Here is a 19,493-nt window from a genome sequence, read left to right on the forward strand (position 1 = left end):
GGACAACACCGATGAACTTTTCGAAATTCTTCATTACCCGGCCGATTTTCGCCGCGGTGCTGTCGCTGGTGCTGCTGATCGCGGGCTCGATCTCGCTGTTCCAGCTGCCGATCAGCGAATACCCCGAAGTGGTGCCGCCCACCGTGGTGGTGCGCGCCAACTTCCCCGGCGCCAACCCCAAGGTGATCGGCGAGACCGTCGCAGCGCCCTTGGAGCAGGCCATCACCGGTGTCGAGAACATGCTGTACATGTCCTCGCAGTCCACCGCCGACGGCAAGCTGACCCTGACCATCACCTTCGCCCTGGGCACCGACCTGGACAACGCCCAGGTGCAGGTGCAGAACCGCGTGACCCGTACCCAGCCCAAGCTGCCGGAAGAGGTGACGCGCATCGGCATCACCGTCGACAAGGCCTCGCCCGACCTGACCATGGTCGTGCACCTGACCTCGCCGGACAACCGCTACGACATGCTCTACCTGTCCAACTACGCCATCCTCAACATCAAGGATGAGCTGGCGCGCCTCGGTGGCGTCGGTGACGTGCAGCTGTTCGGCATGGGCGACTACTCGCTGCGGGTGTGGCTCGACCCGAACAAGACCGCTTCGCGCAACCTGACCGCCAGCGACGTGGTGGCCGCCATTCGCGAGCAGAACCGCCAGGTCGCCGCCGGCCAGCTGGGCGCCCCGCCCGCCCCGGGTTCGACCAGCTTCCAGCTGTCGATCAACACCCAGGGCCGCCTGGTCAACGAGGAAGAGTTCGAGAACATCATCATCCGTGCCGGTGCCAACGGCGAGATCACCCGCCTGAAGGACATCGCCCGGGTCGAGCTCGGCTCCAGCCAGTACGCCCTGCGCTCGCTGCTGAACAACCAGCCGGCGGTGGCCATCCCGATCTTCCAGCGCCCAGGCTCCAACGCCATCGAGATCTCCGACGAAGTGCGGGCGAAGATGGCCGAACTGAAGAAAGAGTTCCCGGAAGGCATGGACTACAGCATCGTCTATGACCCGACCGTGTTCGTTCGTGGCTCCATCGAAGCCGTGGTACACACCCTGTTCGAAGCCCTGATCCTGGTCGTGCTGGTGGTGATCCTGTTCCTGCAGACCTGGCGCGCCTCGATCATCCCGCTGATGGCCGTGCCCGTCTCGCTGATCGGCACCTTCGCGGTGATGCACCTGTTCGGCTTCTCGCTCAACGCGCTGTCGTTGTTCGGCCTGGTACTGGCCATCGGTATCGTGGTGGACGACGCCATCGTCGTGGTGGAGAACGTCGAGCGTAACATCGGCCTTGGCCTGAAACCGCTGGAAGCCACGCAGAAGGCCATGAGCGAAGTGACCGGCCCGATCATCGCCACCGCCCTGGTGCTGTGCGCCGTGTTCGTGCCCGCCGCGTTCATCTCCGGCCTCACCGGGCAGTTCTACAAGCAGTTCGCCCTGACCATCGCCATCTCCACCGTGATCTCGGCATTCAACTCGCTGACCCTGTCGCCGGCCCTGGCCGCCGTGCTGCTGAAGGACCACCACGCGCCCAAGGACCGTTTCTCGCGGTTCCTGGAAAAACTGCTGGGCAGCTGGCTGTTCGCCCCGTTCAATCGCTTCTTCGACCGCGCCAGCCATGGCTATGTCGGCGGCGTGCGCCGGGTCATCCGCTCCAGCGGCATTGCCCTGTTCGTCTATGCCGGTTTGATGGGCCTGACCTACCTGGGCTTCTCGTCCACCCCGACCGGCTTCGTCCCGGCCCAGGACAAGCAGTACCTGGTGGCCTTCGCCCAGCTGCCTGACGCCGCCAGCCTCGACCGCACCGAGGCGGTGATCAAGAAGATGAGCGAGATCGCCCTCAAGCAACCGGGCGTGGCTGATTCGGTGGCCTTCCCGGGCCTGTCGATCAACGGCTTCACTAACAGCCCGAACAGCGGCATCGTGTTCACCCCGCTCAAGCCGTTCGACGAGCGCAAGGACCCGAGCCAGTCGGCGGCGGCCATCGCGGCAGCCCTGAACGCCCAGTTCGCCGATATCCAGGACGCCTACATCGCGATCTTCCCGCCTCCGCCGGTCCAAGGCCTGGGCACCATCGGCGGCTTCCGCCTGCAGATCGAGGACCGCGGCAACCTGGGCTACGAAGCGCTGTACAAAGAGACCCAGAACATCATCGCCAAGAGCCACAACGTGCCGGAACTGGCGGGCCTGTTCACCAGCTACCAGGTCAACGTGCCGCAGGTCGATGCCGCCATCGACCGGGAAAAGGCCAAGACCCACGGCGTGGCAATCAATGACATCTTCGACACCCTGCAGGTCTACCTGGGCTCGCTGTACACCAACGACTTCAACCGCTTTGGCCGCACTTACCAGGTCAACGTCCAGGCCGAGCAGCAGTTCCGCCTCGACGCCGAGCAGATCGGCCAGCTGAAGGTGCGCAACAACCTGGGCGAGATGATCCCGCTGGCGACCTTCCTCAAGGTCAGCGACACCTCCGGGCCTGACCGGGTCATGCACTACAACGGCTTCATCACCGCCGAGATCAACGGTGCCGCGGCCCCAGGCTACAGCTCCGGCCAGGCCGAGGCGGCGATCGAGAAACTGCTCAAGGAGGAACTGCCCAACGGCATGACCTTCGAATGGACCGACCTGACCTACCAGCAGATCCTCTCAGGCAACACCGCGCTGTTCGTGTTCCCGCTCTGCGTGCTGCTGGCCTTCCTGGTGCTGGCCGCCCAGTACGAGAGCTGGAGCCTGCCGCTGGCGGTGATCCTGATCGTGCCGATGACCCTGCTGTCGGCCATCACCGGGGTGATCGTCTCCGGTGGCGACAACAACATCTTCACCCAGATCGGCTTGATCGTACTGGTGGGCCTGGCGTGCAAGAACGCGATCCTGATTGTCGAGTTCGCCAAGGATGAACAGGCCAAGGGCCTCGACCCGCTGGCTGCGGTACTGGAAGCCTGCCGCCTGCGTCTGCGGCCGATCCTGATGACCTCGATCGCCTTCATCATGGGCGTGGTGCCGCTGGTGTTCAGCTCCGGCGCCGGTTCCGAGATGCGTCACGCCATGGGTGTGGCGGTGTTCTCGGGAATGATCGGGGTGACCGTGTTCGGCCTGTTCCTGACCCCGGTGTTCTTCTTCCTGATCCGCCGTTTCGTCGAGCGTCGCCAGGCCCGCAAGGCCGGGCACGCAGTGGCCCTGGAGAACCACGCATGAAGTTGCTCAAACCCCTGACCCCGAGCCTGCTGGCACTGGCCCTGGCGGCCTGCGCGGTGGGTCCGGACTACAAGGCCCCGCTGACCGAACCGGCCAAGCTGGACGCCGGCCTTGAAGCCAAAGCCTATGACCGCAGCCGCTTCGAGAGCGTGTGGTGGAAACAGTTCGACGACCCGGTGCTGAACCAGTTGGTGCAGACATCGCTGGACGGCAACCGCGACCTGCGCGTGGCCTTCGCCCGCCTGAAGGCGGCGCGCTCGATCCGCGAGGACGCCGCCAACGACCAGCTGCCGGTGGTCACCAGCCGCGCCAGCAGCGACCTGGGCAAGGGCCAGGTGCCTGGCCAGACCGAGCGCCGGGTCAACAGCGAGCGCTATGACCTGGGCCTGGACATGGCCTGGGAGCTCGACCTGTTCGGCCGCATCCAGCGCCAGATCGAAGCCAGCGAAGCCCAGGAAGCGGCCGCCGAGGCCGACCTGCAGCAGCTGCAGGTCAGCCTGATCGCCGAACTGGTCGACGCCTACGGCCAGCTGCGCGGCGCCCAGTTGCGCGAGCAGATCGCCGTGGCCAACCTCAAGACCCAGCAGCAGTCGCGGGACATCACCGTGACCCTGCGCGATACCGGGGTCGGCAACGAGCTCGACGTGGTCCGCGCCGACGCCCGCCTGGCGGGTGTCGAAGCCACCGTGCCACAGCTGCAGGCCGAACAGGTGCGGGCCAAGAACCGCATCGCCACCCTGCTCGGCCAACGGCCGGACGGGATGACCGTGGACCTCTCGCCCAAGGCCCTGCCAGCCATCGCCAAGGCCTTGCCGGTGGGCGACCCTGGCGAGCTGCTGCGTCGCCGCCCGGACATCCGCAGCGCCGAGCGCCAGCTGGCCGCGGCCACGGCCAACGTTGGCGTGGCCACCGCCGACCTGTTCCCACGGGTCAGCTTGAGCGGCTTCCTCGGCTTCACCGCCGCGCGCGGCTCGCAGATCGGCTCCTCGGCTGCCAATGCCTGGGCGCTGGGCCCGAGCATCACCTGGGCAGCCTTCGACCTGGGCAGCGTGCGCGCCCGCCTGCGCGGCGCCAAGGCCGATGCCGAGGGTGCCCTGGCCAACTACGAACAGCAGGTGCTGCTGGCCCTGGAGGAATCCTCCAATGCCTTCAGCGACTACGGCAAGCGCCAACAGCGCCTGCTGGCGCTGATGCGCCAGAGCGACGCCAGCCGCAAGGCGGCGGAACTGGCCTCGGTGCGCTACCGCGAAGGTACGGTGGACTACCTGGTGCTGCTCGACGCCGAGCGCGAACGCCTGAGCGCCGAAGACGCCCAGGCCCAGGGCGAGGTCGAGCTGTACAGCGGCATCGTCGCGATCTACAAGGCGCTGGGCGGCGGCTGGCAACCCGACGTGGTGGCCAGCTCGCGCTGATCGCCCCCTGATGTGAAGACTCCTTTGGTTGGTTCCTCCCCCAACCGTTTGCCCCGAAGGCCTTGGTCTTCGGGGCTTTTTTATGTGCCGTTGGCGGGACACGCGTCCTGCAGTAAATGCTCCCTGGCCCGGGCAATCGCCGCCTGAATCGCCCCTCGCGCCTGGGGGCTGTTCCTCCAGCAACTGCTGCCCACCAGCCCGGCCGCCTCGGTGACGATCTGCAAGGCATCGGCTTCGGCCAGTCGTGCCAACGAGCCATATCCCAGTTGCTCAAGGCGCTGCACCACGGTCGGACCCACGCCCTTGACCGCCAACAGCATCGCCCGCTCATCCGCGCTGAACACCATCTCCACCTCCCTGTACCGTCGTGGCTTTGCAAACGCCGCGAATGATGGCATATATCGAGGTCTGCCTGCCCACCCCCACCAGGAGAATCCCCATGCTCGGCGTGACCGACTACGGCGCTTTCGTGATCGCGTTCCTCATCCTCCTGGCGATCCCCGGCCCCGGCAACTTCGCCCTGATCACCGCCACCGGCAAGGGCGGCATCAAGGGCGGGCTGGCCGCCACTTTCGGGGTGATTCTCGGCGACCAGGTGCTGATGTGGCTGGCCGTGGCCGGTGTGGCCACCTTGCTGGCCACCTACCCCACCGCCTTCCATGTGGTGCAGTGGGCCGGCGCCGCCTACCTGGCCTGGCTCGGCCTGCGCATGGTACTGAGCAAGCCCGGCGGCGCGCCGCGTGACAGCGGCATGGCCAGCGGCCGCTACCTGCGCCAGACCATGATGATCACCCTGCTCAACCCCAAGGCGATCATGTTCTACATGGCGTTCTTCCCGCTGTTCATCGACCCGGTGCGCCACCAGGGCGTGGTGACCTTCGCCTTCATGGCGCTGACCGTGGCCGGCCTGACCCTGCTCTACGGCCTGGTGGCGGTGCTGCTCACCCACCGCCTGGCCGAGCGCATGCGCGCCAGCCCGCGGGTGACGCATGCCCTGGAGCGCCTGGCCGGTGTCTGTCTGGTGGGCTTTGGTATCAAGCTGGCGGCGATGCGCTGAGGCTCAGGCGTCGCGCAGCAGGTCGTGGGCGTCGAGCAGGCGGAAGGCTACCTGCGGATTGCGCTCGAGGCCACGGCGAATGGCGGCCGGGATCGACTGGCGGGTCTTGCGGCACAGGCCTGTCTGCGCCGCAAGCTCGATGACGATGCCGCGCATGGTGCGCACTTCGTTGAAGCCTGGGGCGATATACACGCGGATGCCCAGTTGTTCGTAGAGGCGCGCTTGCAGGCGCTGCAGGTCCTCCAGATCCTTGAGGTTTTCCAGGCGTTCGACCAGGCGCTTCTCCTCCTCGCGGGTGAGCAGCAGGATGCGTCGCTCGGGGCCGTCGGCCAGGCGTTCGCGGCCGCAGTCGCAGGCGCCCGGTGGACAAGGATGGCGTTGGGGAGGCAGGTTGGTCATGGGGCAAGGATAGTCGCTACTCGACGACTGCAGGAAGAGGCCGCGACCTCTCCTGACTATCCTCCCGCCAGCAAACTCCGGTCGAACATGAACGCCCCGCTCCCCTGTGGGGTATGTCGGTACAGTTGCTGTGGCCGCCCCAGCCTGGGCTGGTTCTTCTCTCCGGTGTCCTGCACCCAACCTTCGCTCTTCATGCGCTCCAGACGTTTGCGCATTGAGGTGTTGTTGACCGGCTGTCCCAGGCACGCCTGCGCGGCGGCCAGGGCGTCCAGCACGGTGAAGCGCTCGGGTGCCAGATACAACGGTAGGTTGGTGTACACGGCCTTGGCCGCCAGCCGTTCATAGGCGCGCTCGACCAGCAGGCGATGATCGAACGGCAACGGCGGCTCATTATCCAGGACGCCTTGCAGATCGAAGAAGGCAATCTGCTGATCCTCGACCACGACCGCAGGGTCGAGTAACGCCAGGTAGTAAGTACTCAATGTCCAGCCCCGTGGGTCGCGGGAAGCATTGCCCTCGGTGCCGACCTGCTCCAGGTGGCGCGGGTACACCTTGGCCTTTTCCGCAAGTGCCCGGCAGGCGGCGGCATCCAGGTTGTTGTCCGCAGTACTGCCATTGACGATGACGCCCGGCAAGGCCCACTGGCCCTTGTAGGGCGTGCGTTGGCGCTGGTGCAGCAGGACCTGCAGGCGCTGGCTCTCAGGCGTCAGGCGCAGGGCGACGATATCCACGCTGGCCAGGACTTCTGCGCTGCTCAAGATGGCACTCCATTTTCAAATACGCAAATATTCCACCAGGGCAATTAAGTTGGTCAAGTATAAAACTTAATTAAGGATATGGCTTGACACACTTAATGCACCAGGTGAAATATATGGCTATCCAAGCGAGAGGAGGCCCCAAATGAACATTGCCAGCTTCGACGTCGACGCGCAGAACGGCTTCACCGCCAACGCACCCCATGAGCTACCCGTTCCGGGCGGCCACCTGATCGCCCCCGCGCTCAACACCATGGCCCAACGCGCCTCGCTGCGCCTGGGCAGCAAGGACGCCCACCCGGCCAACGCCGCCTGGGTGGTCGCCGAGCCGGGCCAGATGCTGCAACCACTGACCTTGGCCAATGCCGACCTGACCTGGGTCCGCCACTGCGTCCCCGGCACCCCGGGGTTCGAGCTGCTGCCCGGCCTGCCCGCCCCCATCGACTACGACTACTTCGTCTGGAAAGGCGTAGAACCCGACCTACACCCCTACGGCGCCTGCTACCACGACCTGGCCGAGCGCCGCTCCACCGGCGTCATCGAGTACCTCAAGGTGCAGCAGGTACAGGCGATCATCGTCGGCGGCCTGGCACTGGACTACTGCGTGCGCACCACTGCCCTGCAACTGCGCCGCGCCGGTTTCGAGGTACTGCTGTACCTGCCGGCCTGCCGCGCCCTGAGCGCCGAGGGCGCACAGGCGGCCTGCGATGAAATGGCCATCACCGGCATCCACCTGTGCACCGACGAACAGGCCCTCGATACCCGGCTCGACCAAATCAAGGAGGCCCGCCCATGAGCGACAGCGTCTTTGGTCCACGGATCATCCAGAACCTGCTGGATACCGATTTCTACAAGATCACCATGATGCAGGCAGTGCTGCACAACTACCCCAACGCCGAGGTGGAATGGGAGTTCCGTTGCCGCAACGACGAGGACCTGGCGCCCTACCTCGCCGAGATCCGCTACCAGATCGAGCAGTTGGCCGATGTCTCGGTCACCCACGACCAGTTGGCCTACCTGGAGAAGATCCCGTTCATCAAGCCGGACTTCATCCGCTTCCTCAGCCTGTTCCGCTTCAACCTGCGCTACGTGCAGGTTGGCCTGGACGATGCCGGGCAACTGGCGATCCGCGTACGCGGCCCGTGGTTGCACGTGATCCTCTTCGAGATCCCGCTGCTGGCGATCATCAGCGAGGTACGCAACCGCTACCGCTATCGCGAGGTGCTGATCGAGCAGGTCGGCGAGCGCCTGTACCAAAAGCTCGACTGGCTCAGGGCCGAAGCCAGCGACGACGAGCTGGCCGGTCTGCAACTGGCCGACTTCGGTACCCGCCGGCGATTCTCCCACCGGGTACAGGAAGAAGTGGTGCATATCCTCAAGCGTGATTTTCCCGGGCGTTTCGTCGGTACCAGCAACGTGCACCTGGCCCGCGAATACCAGATCAAGCCCATCGGTACCATGGCCCACGAATGGTTCATGGCCCACCAGCAACTTGGTCCGCGCCTGGTCGACAGCCAGGCCGCCGCACTGGAATGCTGGGTACGCGAGTACCGTGGGCAATTGGGTATCGCCCTGACCGACTGTATCGGCATGGATGCATTCATGCACGACTTCGACCTGTACTTCGCCAAGCTGTTCGACGGCCTGCGCCATGACTCGGGCGAGCCGCTGGCCTGGGCCGAAAAGGCCATCGCCCATTACCAGCGGCTGGGTATCGATCCGCGTGGCAAGACACTGATCTTTTCCGATGGGCTGGATTTCCAGAAGATGCTTGAGCTGTACCGTGCGTTGAATGACAGGATCCATGTCAGCTTCGGCATTGGCACCAACCTCACCTGCGATATCCCCGGGGTAAAGCCGATGAACATGGTGATCAAGATGACCGCCTGCAACGGCGCGCCAGTGGCGAAGATCTCGGACAGCCCGGGCAAGACACAGTGTCGGGACGATAATTTCGTGGCGTATCTGCGGCATGTGTTCAAAGTTATGTAAAAGGTACGAAAAGCGTTTTATTACCAAGTCTAATAGAAATTGCCGCCGGAGCTCTTTACAGAAAATCCCCCAACACCATGGATTAGTTAATATGTAAAAAACCTATGGAGCCTAGTCCAGATGACAAGAAGGTTTGATTACTCGCAGAGCTCTCTCGCCCTTTAGACGAAGATCATGATGCACCTAACAGTTAATCCCCAGGTATAAACCTTGCGTATCCGCAAACATCTATTCGCACAAAAAGAGCAGACGTACTTTCACGCATCGCCCATAGCTTAACCCAGCAAGCAGAAACGGAGACCCCTTAGATAAAAATACCCACACGAACCAAGTCCCATATAGACGTAAAACGCCATAAAAAACACAACCAAACAGCATACGGATGACCAGCATGAATGCGCCACTTGACAACAAAGAAATCCTTAAGAGCCTCATACATCAGGACTACGACAAACCCGGCGCCTTTGCCAAAGCAAAAAAGCTAGCACACCCACTACTTCCCAAAAGTTTATTTAAATTCAGAGGGGTTACTGATGGAGCATTGGACAATTTAAGAAACAATACGCTTTTCTGCGCAAAGCCAAAAACATTTAATGACCCATTCGATTGCGCCCTAACTCTAAAAGGACCTGATGAGCGCACTATATACTGCAAAACCATAATTAGCCTTGGATGGGAGACAGAGGAGCATTTGAATCTAATCAAAAACGCCGCAGACCCATTCGGCGCACTGATACAGATCGCCAAGCAGCAAACCAAGCTAACTGAATATCTTGACAAGCACAACTTCAGAGAGAAGATTGAAGAGATTTTATTCGAGCCCATTCAAACACTAAATGATAAAATGAGAGACTCATGCAACATATGCTCACTTTCAGAGCGGGTGGACTCTTTGCCAATGTGGGCTCATTACGGAGACGATCATTGCGGCTTCGCAATGGAGTACGATTTCCGAAAACTAGACGCTCGAAGCAAACTAAGGTCATCCATTTGGCCGGTACTTTATGAAAAAAAACGATATGATGTCACTCAACAGATCTTCGGCAGACCCGTGAAGAAATTCAATGAGCTATTCGTACTAGGCGGCGCGCTTTCTAAAAGTGCTGACTGGCAGTACGAACAGGAATGGCGAATTGTAAAATACGTCGGGAGCAACACCCCTCCAAGCAATGTGAAGGTGCCCGCACCGGTAGCGCTCTACCTAGGAGCAGAAATAACCGAGGAACATTCAAAGGTCCTTAGAGAAGAAGCTAAGCGAAAAAACATCCCCGTCTTCCGGATGGTACTCTCCAAAGACGCATTCAAAATGATTCCAGTGCCACTCTGACAGCACCATGGAGTTTGTGGCAATGTTCGGCGCCAAATCCCAAGCGAGAGGATCGCGCCCCGCAGATCGAATCGAGTCGATTAGCGTTTACTCAGCGCTGCCAGCACCACGCTGCATTCGCTCGATTCTTTTCTGGACCATCAAAATAGCTCGTTTGGTGGAGTCTTTAAATGCACCTCAACACTCCCGCAAATCCGCTACCAGTTGGTACTGGTTCAGTGCGGTGCATAAAATCTTTCTGACCAGACCACTTAAAAACTCATTGACATTCTCTAGGTCTCCAAGGCACGTCAATTCACCAGTGAAGCTATAGACGTTGCCATGTGCAATATGGCTCCTGAGTTCATAAAGAATCTTCCAGAGATTTTTTATTTTTACTTCACCGAAGTGCTTTATTGGTTCAGCCTTGTAGTTGGTGAAATTACAAAGAAGCTCCGTTTTATGCTGAAGCTGCTTATCAATCGACATAGCTCCTCCAGTCGACTTCTTGGTCAATATGCATTCAAGGACGGAAAAATATGAAAGAGTACGCAGTTCAGAAAAACGGGGAAGGCTATGGATATCACCTAAGATCGAGAGTGCTCTTCTGAGCCAAGCATCATTGGCCCTCACTTCAATCTGGCGGTAGTACTCGCCAAGCTCGCACAGTTCAGCCTTGGAGACTTTGATGGGCGACGCTCGTGTATAGTCCTCTAGCAGCCTAAGATCAGAATGGCTAAAAAATCCATGCATACCAATTTTGCTTCGATCATCGTCCTTAGAGTAACAAGCGTGTCCGCCAACAGTAAAGTCGTAGGAAACCAATTTACCTGCGAGGTTTAACAGTTCAATATACTGATTCCATTTTCTGGCCTCAACTACCAGTAAGGCAGATTTTTCTGGCGACACATACTTACCTGGCCCAGACTCACCCTCTGCCTTCTTAACAACAGAGCCATGAGGCACGAGAAAGGCGGAAAATACTCCTCCATGTTTGAGCAATTTTTTATAGTGTTCTTGTTCAGTAGTTGTCGCTCGCCTGAGCACCGATTTTTCATCAAGAACAAACGGAAGGTCAGCGTCGTCGACGTCTAAATTATTTAACACGAAGGCAAAACCAGTATCGTTCATTGATCCATTCCACTGTAGGTTTGCATTATCACTCTCTGGATGCCAAAAGAAAAGAAGCTTTAGCCGAAAGCCAATCCCCCGAGTAAAACTTCACTTTCGGTCGGTTCATTTGGCGTTTCACTCCATCACGCATCCATCTGCTCTGCTGCCTTTCCGAGCGTTGAGTTTCTTCTCGCACTCCCGAAACACCTCGCTTACTCCAGCCCAATAAACTTTTAAACATTAACTACGTTCATGACTCCGCTTTTCTTAACGAGTTCTTGCAGCTGTAGATCTGAACCTAGAGCCCCACAAACTATACCTTGAATGCTTCAGCGCTGGCAGTGAGCCGGACCATTCAGGTAGTCACTAAACGACATAGGTTCCTTCCTTGTTTTAAGTCGAATGCATAAGCTAGAGAAGCACAAGATAGGTATCTGAGCACCCTACAACGATTTACCGGGCGAGGCCCAAACGGCATTAGCTCAATGTATCTCTTCCTTGCTGCAAACGAGCGTAACTGGAGCGAAGTCAGAAAGCCATTACGAAGACAGTAAGGTGGATACGAGCGTTCCGCAGCGCTCATATCAAGGTGCTGACTTGCCTAGATCAATTCCACCTCAGCCTTTCACAGCTCGCTCCTGAAGCCAGCCACACCAAAGTCACAGTGGCGATGGTCACTGAAACTTGGTGCTTGCCCGCGACAGGCCTCATCGCGGGGCAAGCCCGCTCCCACAAAGCCCCTCCTTCCCACCATTGCCAGCCAGGCTTTTTCACCCGCCCCCTCGTTGCCACGCACATTTGCTTGTATGGTGTTGTCCAAGAAGGATGTTTTACCCGCACAGGAAAGACCAGATGCCCCAACGCAATGTCATCAACGCCTCCGTCAGCCCCAAGGGCAGCCTGGAGACGCTGTCGCAACGTGAAGTCCAGCAACTGAGCGAAGTCGGTACCGGCAGCCTCTACACCCTGTTCCGCCAGTGCGCCCTGGCCATCCTCAACACCGGCGCCCATGTCGACAACGCCAAGACCATCCTCGAGGCCTACAAGGACTTCGAGGTACGCATCCACCAGCAGGACCGCGGCGTGCGCCTTGAGCTGCTCAACGCCCCGGCCGACGCCTTCGTCGACGGCGAAATGATCGCCAGCACCCGCGAGATGCTGTTCAGCGCCCTGCGCGACATCGTCTACACCGAGAGCGAGCTGGCCAGCCAGCGCATCGACCTGGAAAGCTCGCAAGGCCTCACCGACTACGTCTTCCACCTGCTGCGCAACGCCCGCACCCTGCGCCCGGGCGTCGAGCCGAAGTTGGTGGTGTGCTGGGGCGGGCACTCGATCAGCAGCGAGGAATACCAGTACACCAAGAAGGTCGGCCACGAGCTGGGCCTGCGCAAGCTGGATGTCTGCACCGGCTGCGGCCCGGGCGTGATGAAGGGGCCGATGAAGGGCGCCACCATTGCCCATGCCAAGCAGCGCATGCACGGCAGTCGCTACCTGGGCCTGACCGAGCCGGGCATCATCGCCGCCGAGGCGCCCAACCCGATCGTCAACGAACTGGTGATCCTGCCGGACATCGAGAAGCGCCTGGAGGCCTTCGTCCGCGTCGGCCACGGCATCATCATCTTCCCCGGCGGCGCCGGCACCGCCGAAGAGTTCCTGTACCTGCTCGGCATTCTCATGCACCCGGACAACCAGGACTTGCCGTTCCCGGTCGTGCTCACCGGGCCGCGCAGCGCCGAAGCCTTCCTGCAGCAGTTGCACGCCTTCGTCGGCGCCACCCTCGGCGAGGCCGCCCAGCGTCACTACCAGATCATCATCGACGATCCGGCCGAAGTGGCCCGGCAGATGGTCGAGGGGCTCAAGGTGGTCAAGCAGTTCCGCCGTGAACGTAACGACGCGTTCCACTTCAACTGGCTGCTGAAGATCGACGAGGGCTTCCAGCACCCGTTCGACCCGACCCACGAGAACATGGCCAACCTGGCCCTGCGCCGCGAACTGCCGCCCCACGAATTGGCGGCCAACCTGCGCCGTGCGTTCTCCGGGATCGTCGCCGGCAACGTCAAGGACAAGGGCATCCGCCTGATCGAGGAGCACGGGCCGTACCAGATCCGCGGCGACGCGGCGATCCTCGACCCGCTCGGGCGCCTGCTGCAGGCGTTCGTCGACCAGCACCGCATGAAGTTGCCCGGCGGGGCGGCGTATGTGCCGTGCTATGAGGTGGTGGCCTGAGGTAGCCGCTGCAATGGAGCAAAAAGTCATGCTGTGATTTAGCTGGGGCAGCGTGGGAGCGGGCCTGCCCCGCGATCACCGACAAAGTCGGTGCCATCGATCGCATCGCGGGGCAAGCCCGCTCCCACGCTGCTAGAGATACGGCCAGCAACATCCTGCAGACATTTCCTGCACCAGGTAGTGAACCTGCCTACAAAAAAACGGTCTTTCGCTGACGGTCAATCCACCCGACCGGATCGCCGGCCCAGTCATCGGGCCTTCATTCGTCCTGTTTCAGCGAAGACCAGCATGCCAGACATCCAGCCCGCTTCCCCTGCCCTCACCGCCCTGCGCGGCGGCCTGATCGCCGCCCTGATCGCCCTTGCCGTTCCGGCCCACGCCGAAGAGCCGGCCAGCGATGCGCGCTGGGTCAGCGACAGCCTGAGCACCTACGTGCGCAGCGGCCCCACCGATGGCCACCGCATCGTCGGCACGCTCAAGTCCGGGCAGAAGGTCAGCCTGGTGACCAGCCAGGGCAACTACAGCCAGGTGCGCGGACAGAGCGGCGACCTGGTGTGGATCCTCAGCAACGACCTGCAGGCCGTGCCCGGCCAGAACGAGCGCCTGCCGCAGCTCGACGCCCAGGTGACCGAGTTGTCCGGCCAGTTGAAGAACATCGACGACAGCTGGAAGAACCGCGTGCAGGGCATGCAGGAGACCCTCGACTCGCGCAAGGCGCTGATCGACGAGCTGGAAAGCCGCAACAAGGCGCTCAACGAGCAACTGGCGCAGAGCCAGTCGACCCTGCGCGACACCCAGGCGCGCCTGGGTGACGAGAACAAGCAGGTGATGATGCGCTACATGGTCTACGGCGGCAGCATCGCCGGGGCCGGGCTGCTGGCGGGGTTGATCCTGCCGGCGCTGACCCGCGGCCGTAAACGCAACGACCGCTGGTTCTGAGTGGCGGGGCCAGGGGCAAGGTCGTGCAGACCCGTTGCCCCCGGCCACTGCTCAGGGCTCCTGGATACCCGTGGTATCGCCGATCAACGACTCGGCCTTCAGTGCCGGCGGCGCCTGCTTGCGCAGTTGCGCCACCTGCCCCGCGTTCACCGCCGGTGCCTGGTTGCCCCAGCTGGCGCGAATGAAGTTGACCACATCGGCCACCTGCTGGTCCGACAGGCGCCAGCCGAAGCCCGGCATGCTGAAGGTCGAGGGTGCCGTCGCCGTGGCCGGCAGGGTCGCGCCCTCCAGCACGATATGGATCAACGAGGTGGCATCCTCGCCCTGCACCACCGGGTTGCCGGCCAGCGCCGGGAACACCCGGGCGTAGCCCTTGCCGTCGGTGCGGTGGCAGGCACCGCAGTTATCGATGTAGAGCGCCGCGCCGGTCTTGCCGTCATTGCCCTGCCACAGCGCCTGGGCGACGGCAGGATCCTCGCGGAACGGCTTGTCGTCCGGGTTCACCGGCGGCAGGGTCTTGAGGTAGCGGGCGATGGCGGTCAGGTCGGCGTCGCTCATGTACTGCATGCTGTGCTCGACCACGTCGCTCATGCCGCCGAACACCGCGGTACGCTCGTTGCGCCCGGTCTTGAGGAAGGCAACGATCTGCGCCTCGTCCCAACTGCCCAGGCCATCCTTGTGATCACCGCGCAGGCTCTTGGCAATCCAGCCCTCCAGGGGCGCGCTGCCGGACAGGAACGCCGCGCCGTCGCCGGCATCCAGGGCTTTTTCCTGCATGGTCAGCGCCCGCGGCGTGTGGCACGCGCCACAGTGCCCCAGCCCTTCCACCAGGTAGGCGCCGCGCGCCACCAGCGGATCTCGCCCGGCGGCTTCGAACGGCTTGACCGGCGGCGCGAACAACCCACGCCAGAACGCCAGCGGCCAGCGCATGCTCAGCGGCCAGGGGATGTCGCTGCCCTTGTTCTGCTGCTCCACCGGCTGCACGCCGTGCATGAAGTAGGCGTAGAGCGCCTGCATGTCCTGGTCGCTGACCCGGGCATAGGACGGGTACGGCATGGCCGGGTACAGCGTGCTGCCATCCTTGCCGATGCCCTGGCGCACGGCACGCTCGAAGTCCTCGTAGCTGTACTGGCCGATGCCGCTCGCGTGGGGGGTGATGTTGGTCGAGTACAGGGTGCCGATGGGCGTTTCCATGGGCAGCCCGCCGGCGAATGGCTTGCCGCCCTTGGCGGTGTGGCAGGCCACGCAGTCACCAGCGCGGGCCAGGTATTCCCCTTGTCTGACCTGCGCCGGGTCCACCGCGTCGGCGGCCTGCAGCAAGGTGCTGGCGCCCAGGCCCAGCATGGCGATGAGCAATGTCTTCATGTTGGCTTTCCTCACGCCTGCGCCAGTGGACCGGGGTTCTTCAGGTAGCGCTCGCGGATCGCCCGCGCCGACCAGTAGGTCAGTGCCGCCACCAGGCCAGTGGGGTTGTAGCCCAGGCCCTGGGGGAAGGCCGAGGCGCCGGGCACGAACACGTTGTGCACGTCCCAGCACTGCAGGTAGCGATTGAGTGCGCTGGTCTTGGGATCGGTGCCCATGATCGCGCCACCGTTGAGGTGGGTGGTCTGGTAGATGGAGGCATCGAAGTGCTGGCCGAAGGCTTTCTTGCCCGCGCTGATCGCCTTGGGCCCCATGGCCTCGGCGATCTTGCCCATGCGCTCGACCATGAAACGGTTCATCTTCACGTCGTTGTCCTTCCAGTCGAAGGTCATGCGCAGCAGGGGCAAACCGTAGGCATCCTTGTACACCGGGTCCAGGTCGAGGTAGTTGTCGCGGTAGGACTGGTGCGCGCCATGGGCGTCCATCGACAGCATGTGCCGGTAGCTGTCGGCCACCGCGGCCTTCCAGCCACTGCCCCACTTCGGCGTGCCCGGCGGCACCTTGATGCCGGAGATCGGCTTGGCGCCGGCCTGGTTGACCCAGAACGGCGAACCGCCGACGAAGCCGTGGGGGCCATGGTCGAAGTTGTCGGCGTTGAAGTCGTCCACCGCCACGCCGTTGCCGCCGGCGCCGATGAAGGGGTTGGTGTGGTGGCTGTCGCGGTCGAAGAACGCGGTCACGGTGGAGATGTTCTGGTAGGCGAAGTTGCGTCCGACCACCCCTTCGTTGCTCACCGGGTCGTAGGGTTTGCCGATGCCCGAGAGCAGCATCAGGCGCACGTTGTTGTACTGGAACGCGCCGAGGATCACCAGGTCGGCCGGTTGCTCCACCTCGCGCCCCTGGCTGTCGACGTAGGTCACGCCGGTGGCCAGGCGCTTGTCGGCGGTCAGGTTGACCCGCAACACATGGGCGTTGTTGCGCAGCTCGAAGTTCGGCACCTGGCGCAGGGCCGGGAGGATGTTCACATTGGGCGAGGCCTTGGAGTACATGTAGCAGGCATAGCCGCTGCAATAGCCGCAGAAGTTGCACGGCCCCATCTGCGCGCCGTAGGGGTTGGTGTAGGGCCCTGAGGTGTTGGCCGACGGCAGGTTGTAGGGGTGGTAGCCGACCTCGCGGGCGGCCTTCTCGAACAGCTGCGCCGACACGGTGTTCTTCTGCGCCGCCAGCGGGAAGTCGCTGGAGCGGTCGGCAGCAAACGGGTTGCCGCCCTTGTCCCGGCCTACCACCTGGCCCTTGATCGACCAGGCCGTGCCGGAGGTGCCGAACACCTTCTCGGCGAAATCGAAGTACGGCTCCAGCTCTTCATAGCTGACGCCGAAGTCCTGGATGGTCATGCCCTCGGGAATGAACCGCTTGCCGTAGCGCTCCTCGTAGTGGCTGCGCAGGCGCAGCTCCACCGGGTCGACGCGAAAATGCACGCCGGACCAGTGCAGCCCCGCTCCGCCCGTGCCGGTGCCGGGCAGGAAGGCGCCGAACTGGCGGTACGGCACGGCCACGTCGTTGACGCTGTGGCGCAGGGTCACGGTCTCGCGGGAGATGTCCATGAACAGCTTCTTGCGCGAGTTGTAGGTCAGCTCGTCCATGGTCTGCGGGTAGACGCCGTCCGGGTAGGTGTCGCGGGCAGGGCCGCGCTCCAGGGCCAGCACCTGCAGGCCGGCCTCGGTCAGTTCCTTGGCCATGATCGCCCCGGCCCAGCCGAACCCGACGATGACCACATCGACTTTCTTCATCACTTGGCTCATGGCTCAACCTCGCTCGCCGCTGATGGACACTGACGGGAAGGGATAGCGCTCGTCGCGCTCCACCCAGTCCATGAAGTCGGCGCGGGCGCCGGGGAAGCCGACCAGCTTCCATCCGGCCAGGCCCTGGTTGCCGCCGTGCAGGGGGTCGCTGAAAAAGCCCTCGCGGGTGTTGAGCCAGAGCATGCCGAGGAAGGTGGCCGCCGGCACCGTGGCAAAGACCGGCTTGCCGCCGTCCAGGGCCTCGAGCACCTGCTGCTGTTGTTCAAGGCCGAGCTGGGCGAACGCCTTGCCGAACTGCGCCTGGCACCAGGCGTCGGTTTCGGCGATGCCCAGCCGGTAGATCTCCTGGGGGCTGAGCTTGAGCTGGTAACCCAGCTCGCTGGGCGCATCGGGGCGGAATGGCCCCTGCATGTACCACAGCCCACCGCTGCCGTAGCGGGTGTTGAGCTGACGGTCGATGAACTCGGGCACGCCGGCATCGGCCGCACCGGGGCCGAGGGCGTCGGTGGGGATCAGCACGGCCACGGCGGCGCTGACGAAGCCCCACTCCTCGCGGGTGAAGAAGCTCGGCTGGTAGGCCCGTGCCGGGGCCGCTCGGGCCGGTTCGGCAGGTGCCGGGGTGACGCTGTCGGCAAGCACTGCGCTGCCCAGTCCCGTGCCGGCGAGGGTCGCCACCGGGATCAGGGTCAGGGATTGGCGCAGGAACGCCCGGCGCGCCGGTTGCACGGAGGCGGGTTGGTCCTTGGACATGAGGATGTCTCTCTGTTGATCAGGTCATACGGAAATCGTCGCCCTTTTCACCGCTGAAGATCCCGGGGCCACAGGCCGAGACAGCGCTGTCTCGGCGGAGCGGCCTTGTTTTGCCAAAGGGTCGCAGCACGACCCCGGGATATCGAATCGGGCAAGGGCTGTTGTTATGGCAAGCACGGGGCGAGCACAGTGCTCGCCCCGCTCATGGGTTTCGCCGCGACCAGGCAAGCGGGTTGACCAGGTTCTGCGGTCGCTCGCCGGCCAAGGCGGCCAGCAGGTTTTCAACGGCGCAACGGGCCATGGCCTCGCGGGTCTCCTCGGTGGCCGAGCCGATGTGCGGCGTCACCACCAGGTTGTCCAGTTGCAGCAACGGCGAATCGGCCGGCAACGGCTCGCGCACGAACACGTCCAGGCCGGCGCCGCGAATGCGCCGCTCGGCCAGAGCCTGGAACAATGCAGCCTCGTCCAGCACCCGACCACGGGAGATATTCACCAGGATCGCCGACGGTTTCATCAGCGCCAGTTGTGGTGCGCCGATCAGGTTCTCGGTCGCGGCGGTCAACGGCAGGCACAGGCAGACGAAATCGGACTCGGCCAGCAATGCCTCCAGGCTGCGATGCGCGGCGGCGAACCGCGCCTCCACCTCGGGCCGTGGCTGGCGGGTGTGGTACAGCACGCGCATGCCGAAACCGGCATGGGCGCGGCGGGCCAGGGCCTCGCCGATACGGCCCATGCCGACGATGCCCAGGGTCTTGCCCTGCACATCGCAACCGAACTGCGCCGGCCCGATACCTGCCTGCCAGTGGCCGGCGCGGATCCAGCCGTCGAGCTCGACGACCCGCCGGGCACAGGCGAGGATCAGGGCGAAGCCGGTGTCGGCGGTGGTTTCGGTGAGCACGTCGGGGGTGTTGGTCAACAGCACGCCGCGCTGGTCGAAGGCGTCGATATCGTAGTTGTCGACGCCGACCGAGACGCTGGAGACCACTTCCAGCTGCGGCGCCAGGTCGAGCAAGGGGGCGTCCAGGCGCAGGCTGGCGCCGAGCAGCCCGTGGGCGCCCGGCAGCGCTGCACGCAGCCGAGCGAGGCCGTCGGCACTGGGCGATTCGACCAGGGTCACCTCGGCGTGCGCCTGCAGGCGGGCCATGAGCGCGTCGGAGAGGCGTTTGTAGAGGACGATGCGTTTCTTCAT

At 62.9% G+C, this 19,493-nt stretch carries 16 protein-coding genes; 8 read left to right on the forward strand and 8 right to left on the reverse strand.

What is annotated here, in order from left to right:
* The first annotated feature begins 11 nt into the window (after positions 1 to 11).
* Positions 12 to 3,191 (forward strand): efflux RND transporter permease subunit, encoded by a 3,180-nt coding sequence (locus tag PRtIB026_RS17945; RefSeq protein ID WP_203652451.1) that lies wholly within the window; start codon positions 12 to 14, stop codon positions 3,189 to 3,191.
* Positions 3,188 to 4,603 (forward strand): efflux transporter outer membrane subunit, encoded by a 1,416-nt coding sequence (locus PRtIB026_RS17950; protein WP_203652450.1) that lies wholly within the window; start codon positions 3,188 to 3,190, stop codon positions 4,601 to 4,603. Before PRtIB026_RS17945 ends, PRtIB026_RS17950 begins: the two co-directional genes overlap by 4 nt.
* 80 nt (positions 4,604 to 4,683) lie before the next feature.
* Here the strand turns inward: PRtIB026_RS17950 and PRtIB026_RS17955 are convergent, their stop codons facing one another.
* Entirely contained in the window at positions 4,684 to 4,950 is a 267-nt protein-coding gene (locus tag PRtIB026_RS17955) for a helix-hairpin-helix domain-containing protein (protein WP_203652449.1), read from the reverse strand.
* Between the two features lie 92 nt (positions 4,951 to 5,042).
* Between PRtIB026_RS17955 and PRtIB026_RS17960 the strand changes: the two genes are divergently transcribed.
* Positions 5,043 to 5,660 (forward strand): LysE family transporter, encoded by a 618-nt coding sequence (locus PRtIB026_RS17960; protein WP_203652448.1) that lies wholly within the window; start codon positions 5,043 to 5,045, stop codon positions 5,658 to 5,660.
* Positions 5,661 to 5,663: 3 nt separating this feature from the next.
* Here the strand turns inward: PRtIB026_RS17960 and PRtIB026_RS17965 are convergent, their stop codons facing one another.
* Both PRtIB026_RS17965 and PRtIB026_RS17970 read right to left on the reverse strand, forming a co-directional pair.
* Positions 5,664 to 6,059 carry a hypothetical protein gene (locus tag PRtIB026_RS17965; protein ID WP_203652447.1) on the reverse strand — a complete coding sequence of 132 codons (396 nt, stop codon included), beginning with the start codon at positions 6,057 to 6,059 and terminating at the stop codon, positions 5,664 to 5,666.
* A gap of 56 nt (positions 6,060 to 6,115) precedes the next feature.
* Entirely contained in the window at positions 6,116 to 6,817 is a 702-nt protein-coding gene (locus tag PRtIB026_RS17970; protein WP_203652446.1) for an NUDIX hydrolase, read from the reverse strand.
* Between the two features lie 142 nt (positions 6,818 to 6,959).
* Here PRtIB026_RS17970 and PRtIB026_RS17975 point away from each other — a divergent pair, with 142 nt between their 5' ends.
* The 3 genes from PRtIB026_RS17975 to PRtIB026_RS17985 all read left to right on the forward strand — a co-directional run bounded on the left by PRtIB026_RS17975 (position 6,960) and on the right by PRtIB026_RS17985 (position 10,133).
* On the forward strand, positions 6,960 to 7,610 hold the full coding sequence (locus tag PRtIB026_RS17975; protein ID WP_203652445.1) for a nicotinamidase: 651 nt from the start codon (positions 6,960 to 6,962) through the stop codon (positions 7,608 to 7,610).
* On the forward strand, positions 7,607 to 8,806 hold the full coding sequence (pncB, locus tag PRtIB026_RS17980) for a nicotinate phosphoribosyltransferase (protein ID WP_203652444.1): 1,200 nt from the start codon (positions 7,607 to 7,609) through the stop codon (positions 8,804 to 8,806). The genes PRtIB026_RS17975 and pncB overlap by 4 nt, the downstream gene beginning before the upstream one ends.
* Positions 8,807 to 9,197: 391 nt before the next feature.
* Positions 9,198 to 10,133 (forward strand): DUF2971 domain-containing protein, encoded by a 936-nt coding sequence (locus PRtIB026_RS17985; RefSeq protein ID WP_203652443.1) that lies wholly within the window; start codon positions 9,198 to 9,200, stop codon positions 10,131 to 10,133.
* 177 nt (positions 10,134 to 10,310) lie between these two features.
* Here the strand turns inward: PRtIB026_RS17985 and PRtIB026_RS17990 are convergent, their stop codons facing one another.
* Positions 10,311 to 11,243 carry a HEPN domain-containing protein gene (locus PRtIB026_RS17990; RefSeq protein WP_203652442.1) on the reverse strand — a complete coding sequence of 311 codons (933 nt, stop codon included), beginning with the start codon at positions 11,241 to 11,243 and terminating at the stop codon, positions 10,311 to 10,313.
* A gap of 834 nt (positions 11,244 to 12,077) precedes the next feature.
* On the opposite strand from PRtIB026_RS17990, the gene ppnN reads away from it, so the two are divergent.
* The gene (gene ppnN / locus PRtIB026_RS17995) at positions 12,078 to 13,451 is read left to right on the forward strand and encodes a nucleotide 5'-monophosphate nucleosidase PpnN (protein ID WP_203652441.1); all 1,374 of its coding nucleotides are present in this window, start codon (positions 12,078 to 12,080) and stop codon (positions 13,449 to 13,451) included.
* A gap of 288 nt (positions 13,452 to 13,739) precedes the next feature.
* The gene (locus tag PRtIB026_RS18000) at positions 13,740 to 14,390 is read left to right on the forward strand and encodes a TIGR04211 family SH3 domain-containing protein (protein WP_203652440.1); all 651 of its coding nucleotides are present in this window, start codon (positions 13,740 to 13,742) and stop codon (positions 14,388 to 14,390) included.
* Positions 14,391 to 14,441: 51 nt separating this feature from the next.
* Here the strand turns inward: PRtIB026_RS18000 and PRtIB026_RS18005 are convergent, their stop codons facing one another.
* From PRtIB026_RS18005 to PRtIB026_RS18020, 4 genes are all read right to left on the reverse strand, one after another.
* Positions 14,442 to 15,755, reverse strand: coding sequence for a cytochrome c (locus PRtIB026_RS18005; protein ID WP_203652439.1), 1,314 nt, complete (start codon positions 15,753 to 15,755; stop codon positions 14,442 to 14,444).
* 11 nt (positions 15,756 to 15,766) lie between these two features.
* Positions 15,767 to 17,554 (reverse strand): GMC family oxidoreductase, encoded by a 1,788-nt coding sequence (locus PRtIB026_RS18010; RefSeq protein WP_203652438.1) that lies wholly within the window; start codon positions 17,552 to 17,554, stop codon positions 15,767 to 15,769.
* Positions 17,555 to 17,557: 3 nt separating this feature from the next.
* Complete coding sequence (locus PRtIB026_RS18015; RefSeq protein ID WP_267812619.1) at positions 17,558 to 18,304, reverse strand: gluconate 2-dehydrogenase subunit 3 family protein; 747 nt, start codon at positions 18,302 to 18,304, stop codon at positions 17,558 to 17,560.
* Positions 18,305 to 18,506: 202 nt separating this feature from the next.
* On the reverse strand, positions 18,507 to 19,493 hold the full coding sequence (locus PRtIB026_RS18020) for a 2-hydroxyacid dehydrogenase (protein ID WP_203652437.1): 987 nt from the start codon (positions 19,491 to 19,493) through the stop codon (positions 18,507 to 18,509).

Source organism: Pseudomonas sp. RtIB026 (genome assembly GCF_016861355.2).
Taxonomy (GTDB): Bacteria; Pseudomonadota; Gammaproteobacteria; order Pseudomonadales; family Pseudomonadaceae; genus Aquipseudomonas; species Aquipseudomonas peradeniyensis.

Coding starts and splice junctions, on each gene's coding strand:
- PRtIB026_RS17945 (WP_203652451.1), top strand. CDS start 12: ATGAACTTTTCGAAATTCTTCATTACCCGGCCGATTTTCGCCGCGGTG.
- PRtIB026_RS17950 (WP_203652450.1), top strand. CDS start 3,188: ATGAAGTTGCTCAAACCCCTGACCCCGAGCCTGCTGGCACTGGCCCTG.
- PRtIB026_RS17955 (WP_203652449.1), bottom strand. CDS start 4,950: ATGGTGTTCAGCGCGGATGAGCGGGCGATGCTGTTGGCGGTCAAGGGC.
- PRtIB026_RS17960 (WP_203652448.1), top strand. CDS start 5,043: ATGCTCGGCGTGACCGACTACGGCGCTTTCGTGATCGCGTTCCTCATC.
- PRtIB026_RS17965 (WP_203652447.1), bottom strand. CDS start 6,059: ATGACCAACCTGCCTCCCCAACGCCATCCTTGTCCACCGGGCGCCTGC.
- PRtIB026_RS17975 (WP_203652445.1), top strand. CDS start 6,960: ATGAACATTGCCAGCTTCGACGTCGACGCGCAGAACGGCTTCACCGCC.
- pncB (WP_203652444.1), top strand. CDS start 7,607: ATGAGCGACAGCGTCTTTGGTCCACGGATCATCCAGAACCTGCTGGAT.
- PRtIB026_RS17985 (WP_203652443.1), top strand. CDS start 9,198: ATGAATGCGCCACTTGACAACAAAGAAATCCTTAAGAGCCTCATACAT.
- PRtIB026_RS17990 (WP_203652442.1), bottom strand. CDS start 11,243: ATGAACGATACTGGTTTTGCCTTCGTGTTAAATAATTTAGACGTCGAC.
- ppnN (WP_203652441.1), top strand. CDS start 12,078: ATGCCCCAACGCAATGTCATCAACGCCTCCGTCAGCCCCAAGGGCAGC.
- PRtIB026_RS18000 (WP_203652440.1), top strand. CDS start 13,740: ATGCCAGACATCCAGCCCGCTTCCCCTGCCCTCACCGCCCTGCGCGGC.
- PRtIB026_RS18005 (WP_203652439.1), bottom strand. CDS start 15,755: ATGAAGACATTGCTCATCGCCATGCTGGGCCTGGGCGCCAGCACCTTG.
- PRtIB026_RS18010 (WP_203652438.1), bottom strand. CDS start 17,554: ATGAGCCAAGTGATGAAGAAAGTCGATGTGGTCATCGTCGGGTTCGGC.
- PRtIB026_RS18015 (WP_267812619.1), bottom strand. CDS start 18,304: ATGTCCAAGGACCAACCCGCCTCCGTGCAACCGGCGCGCCGGGCGTTC.
- PRtIB026_RS18020 (WP_203652437.1), bottom strand. CDS start 19,493: ATGAAGAAACGCATCGTCCTCTACAAACGCCTCTCCGACGCGCTCATG.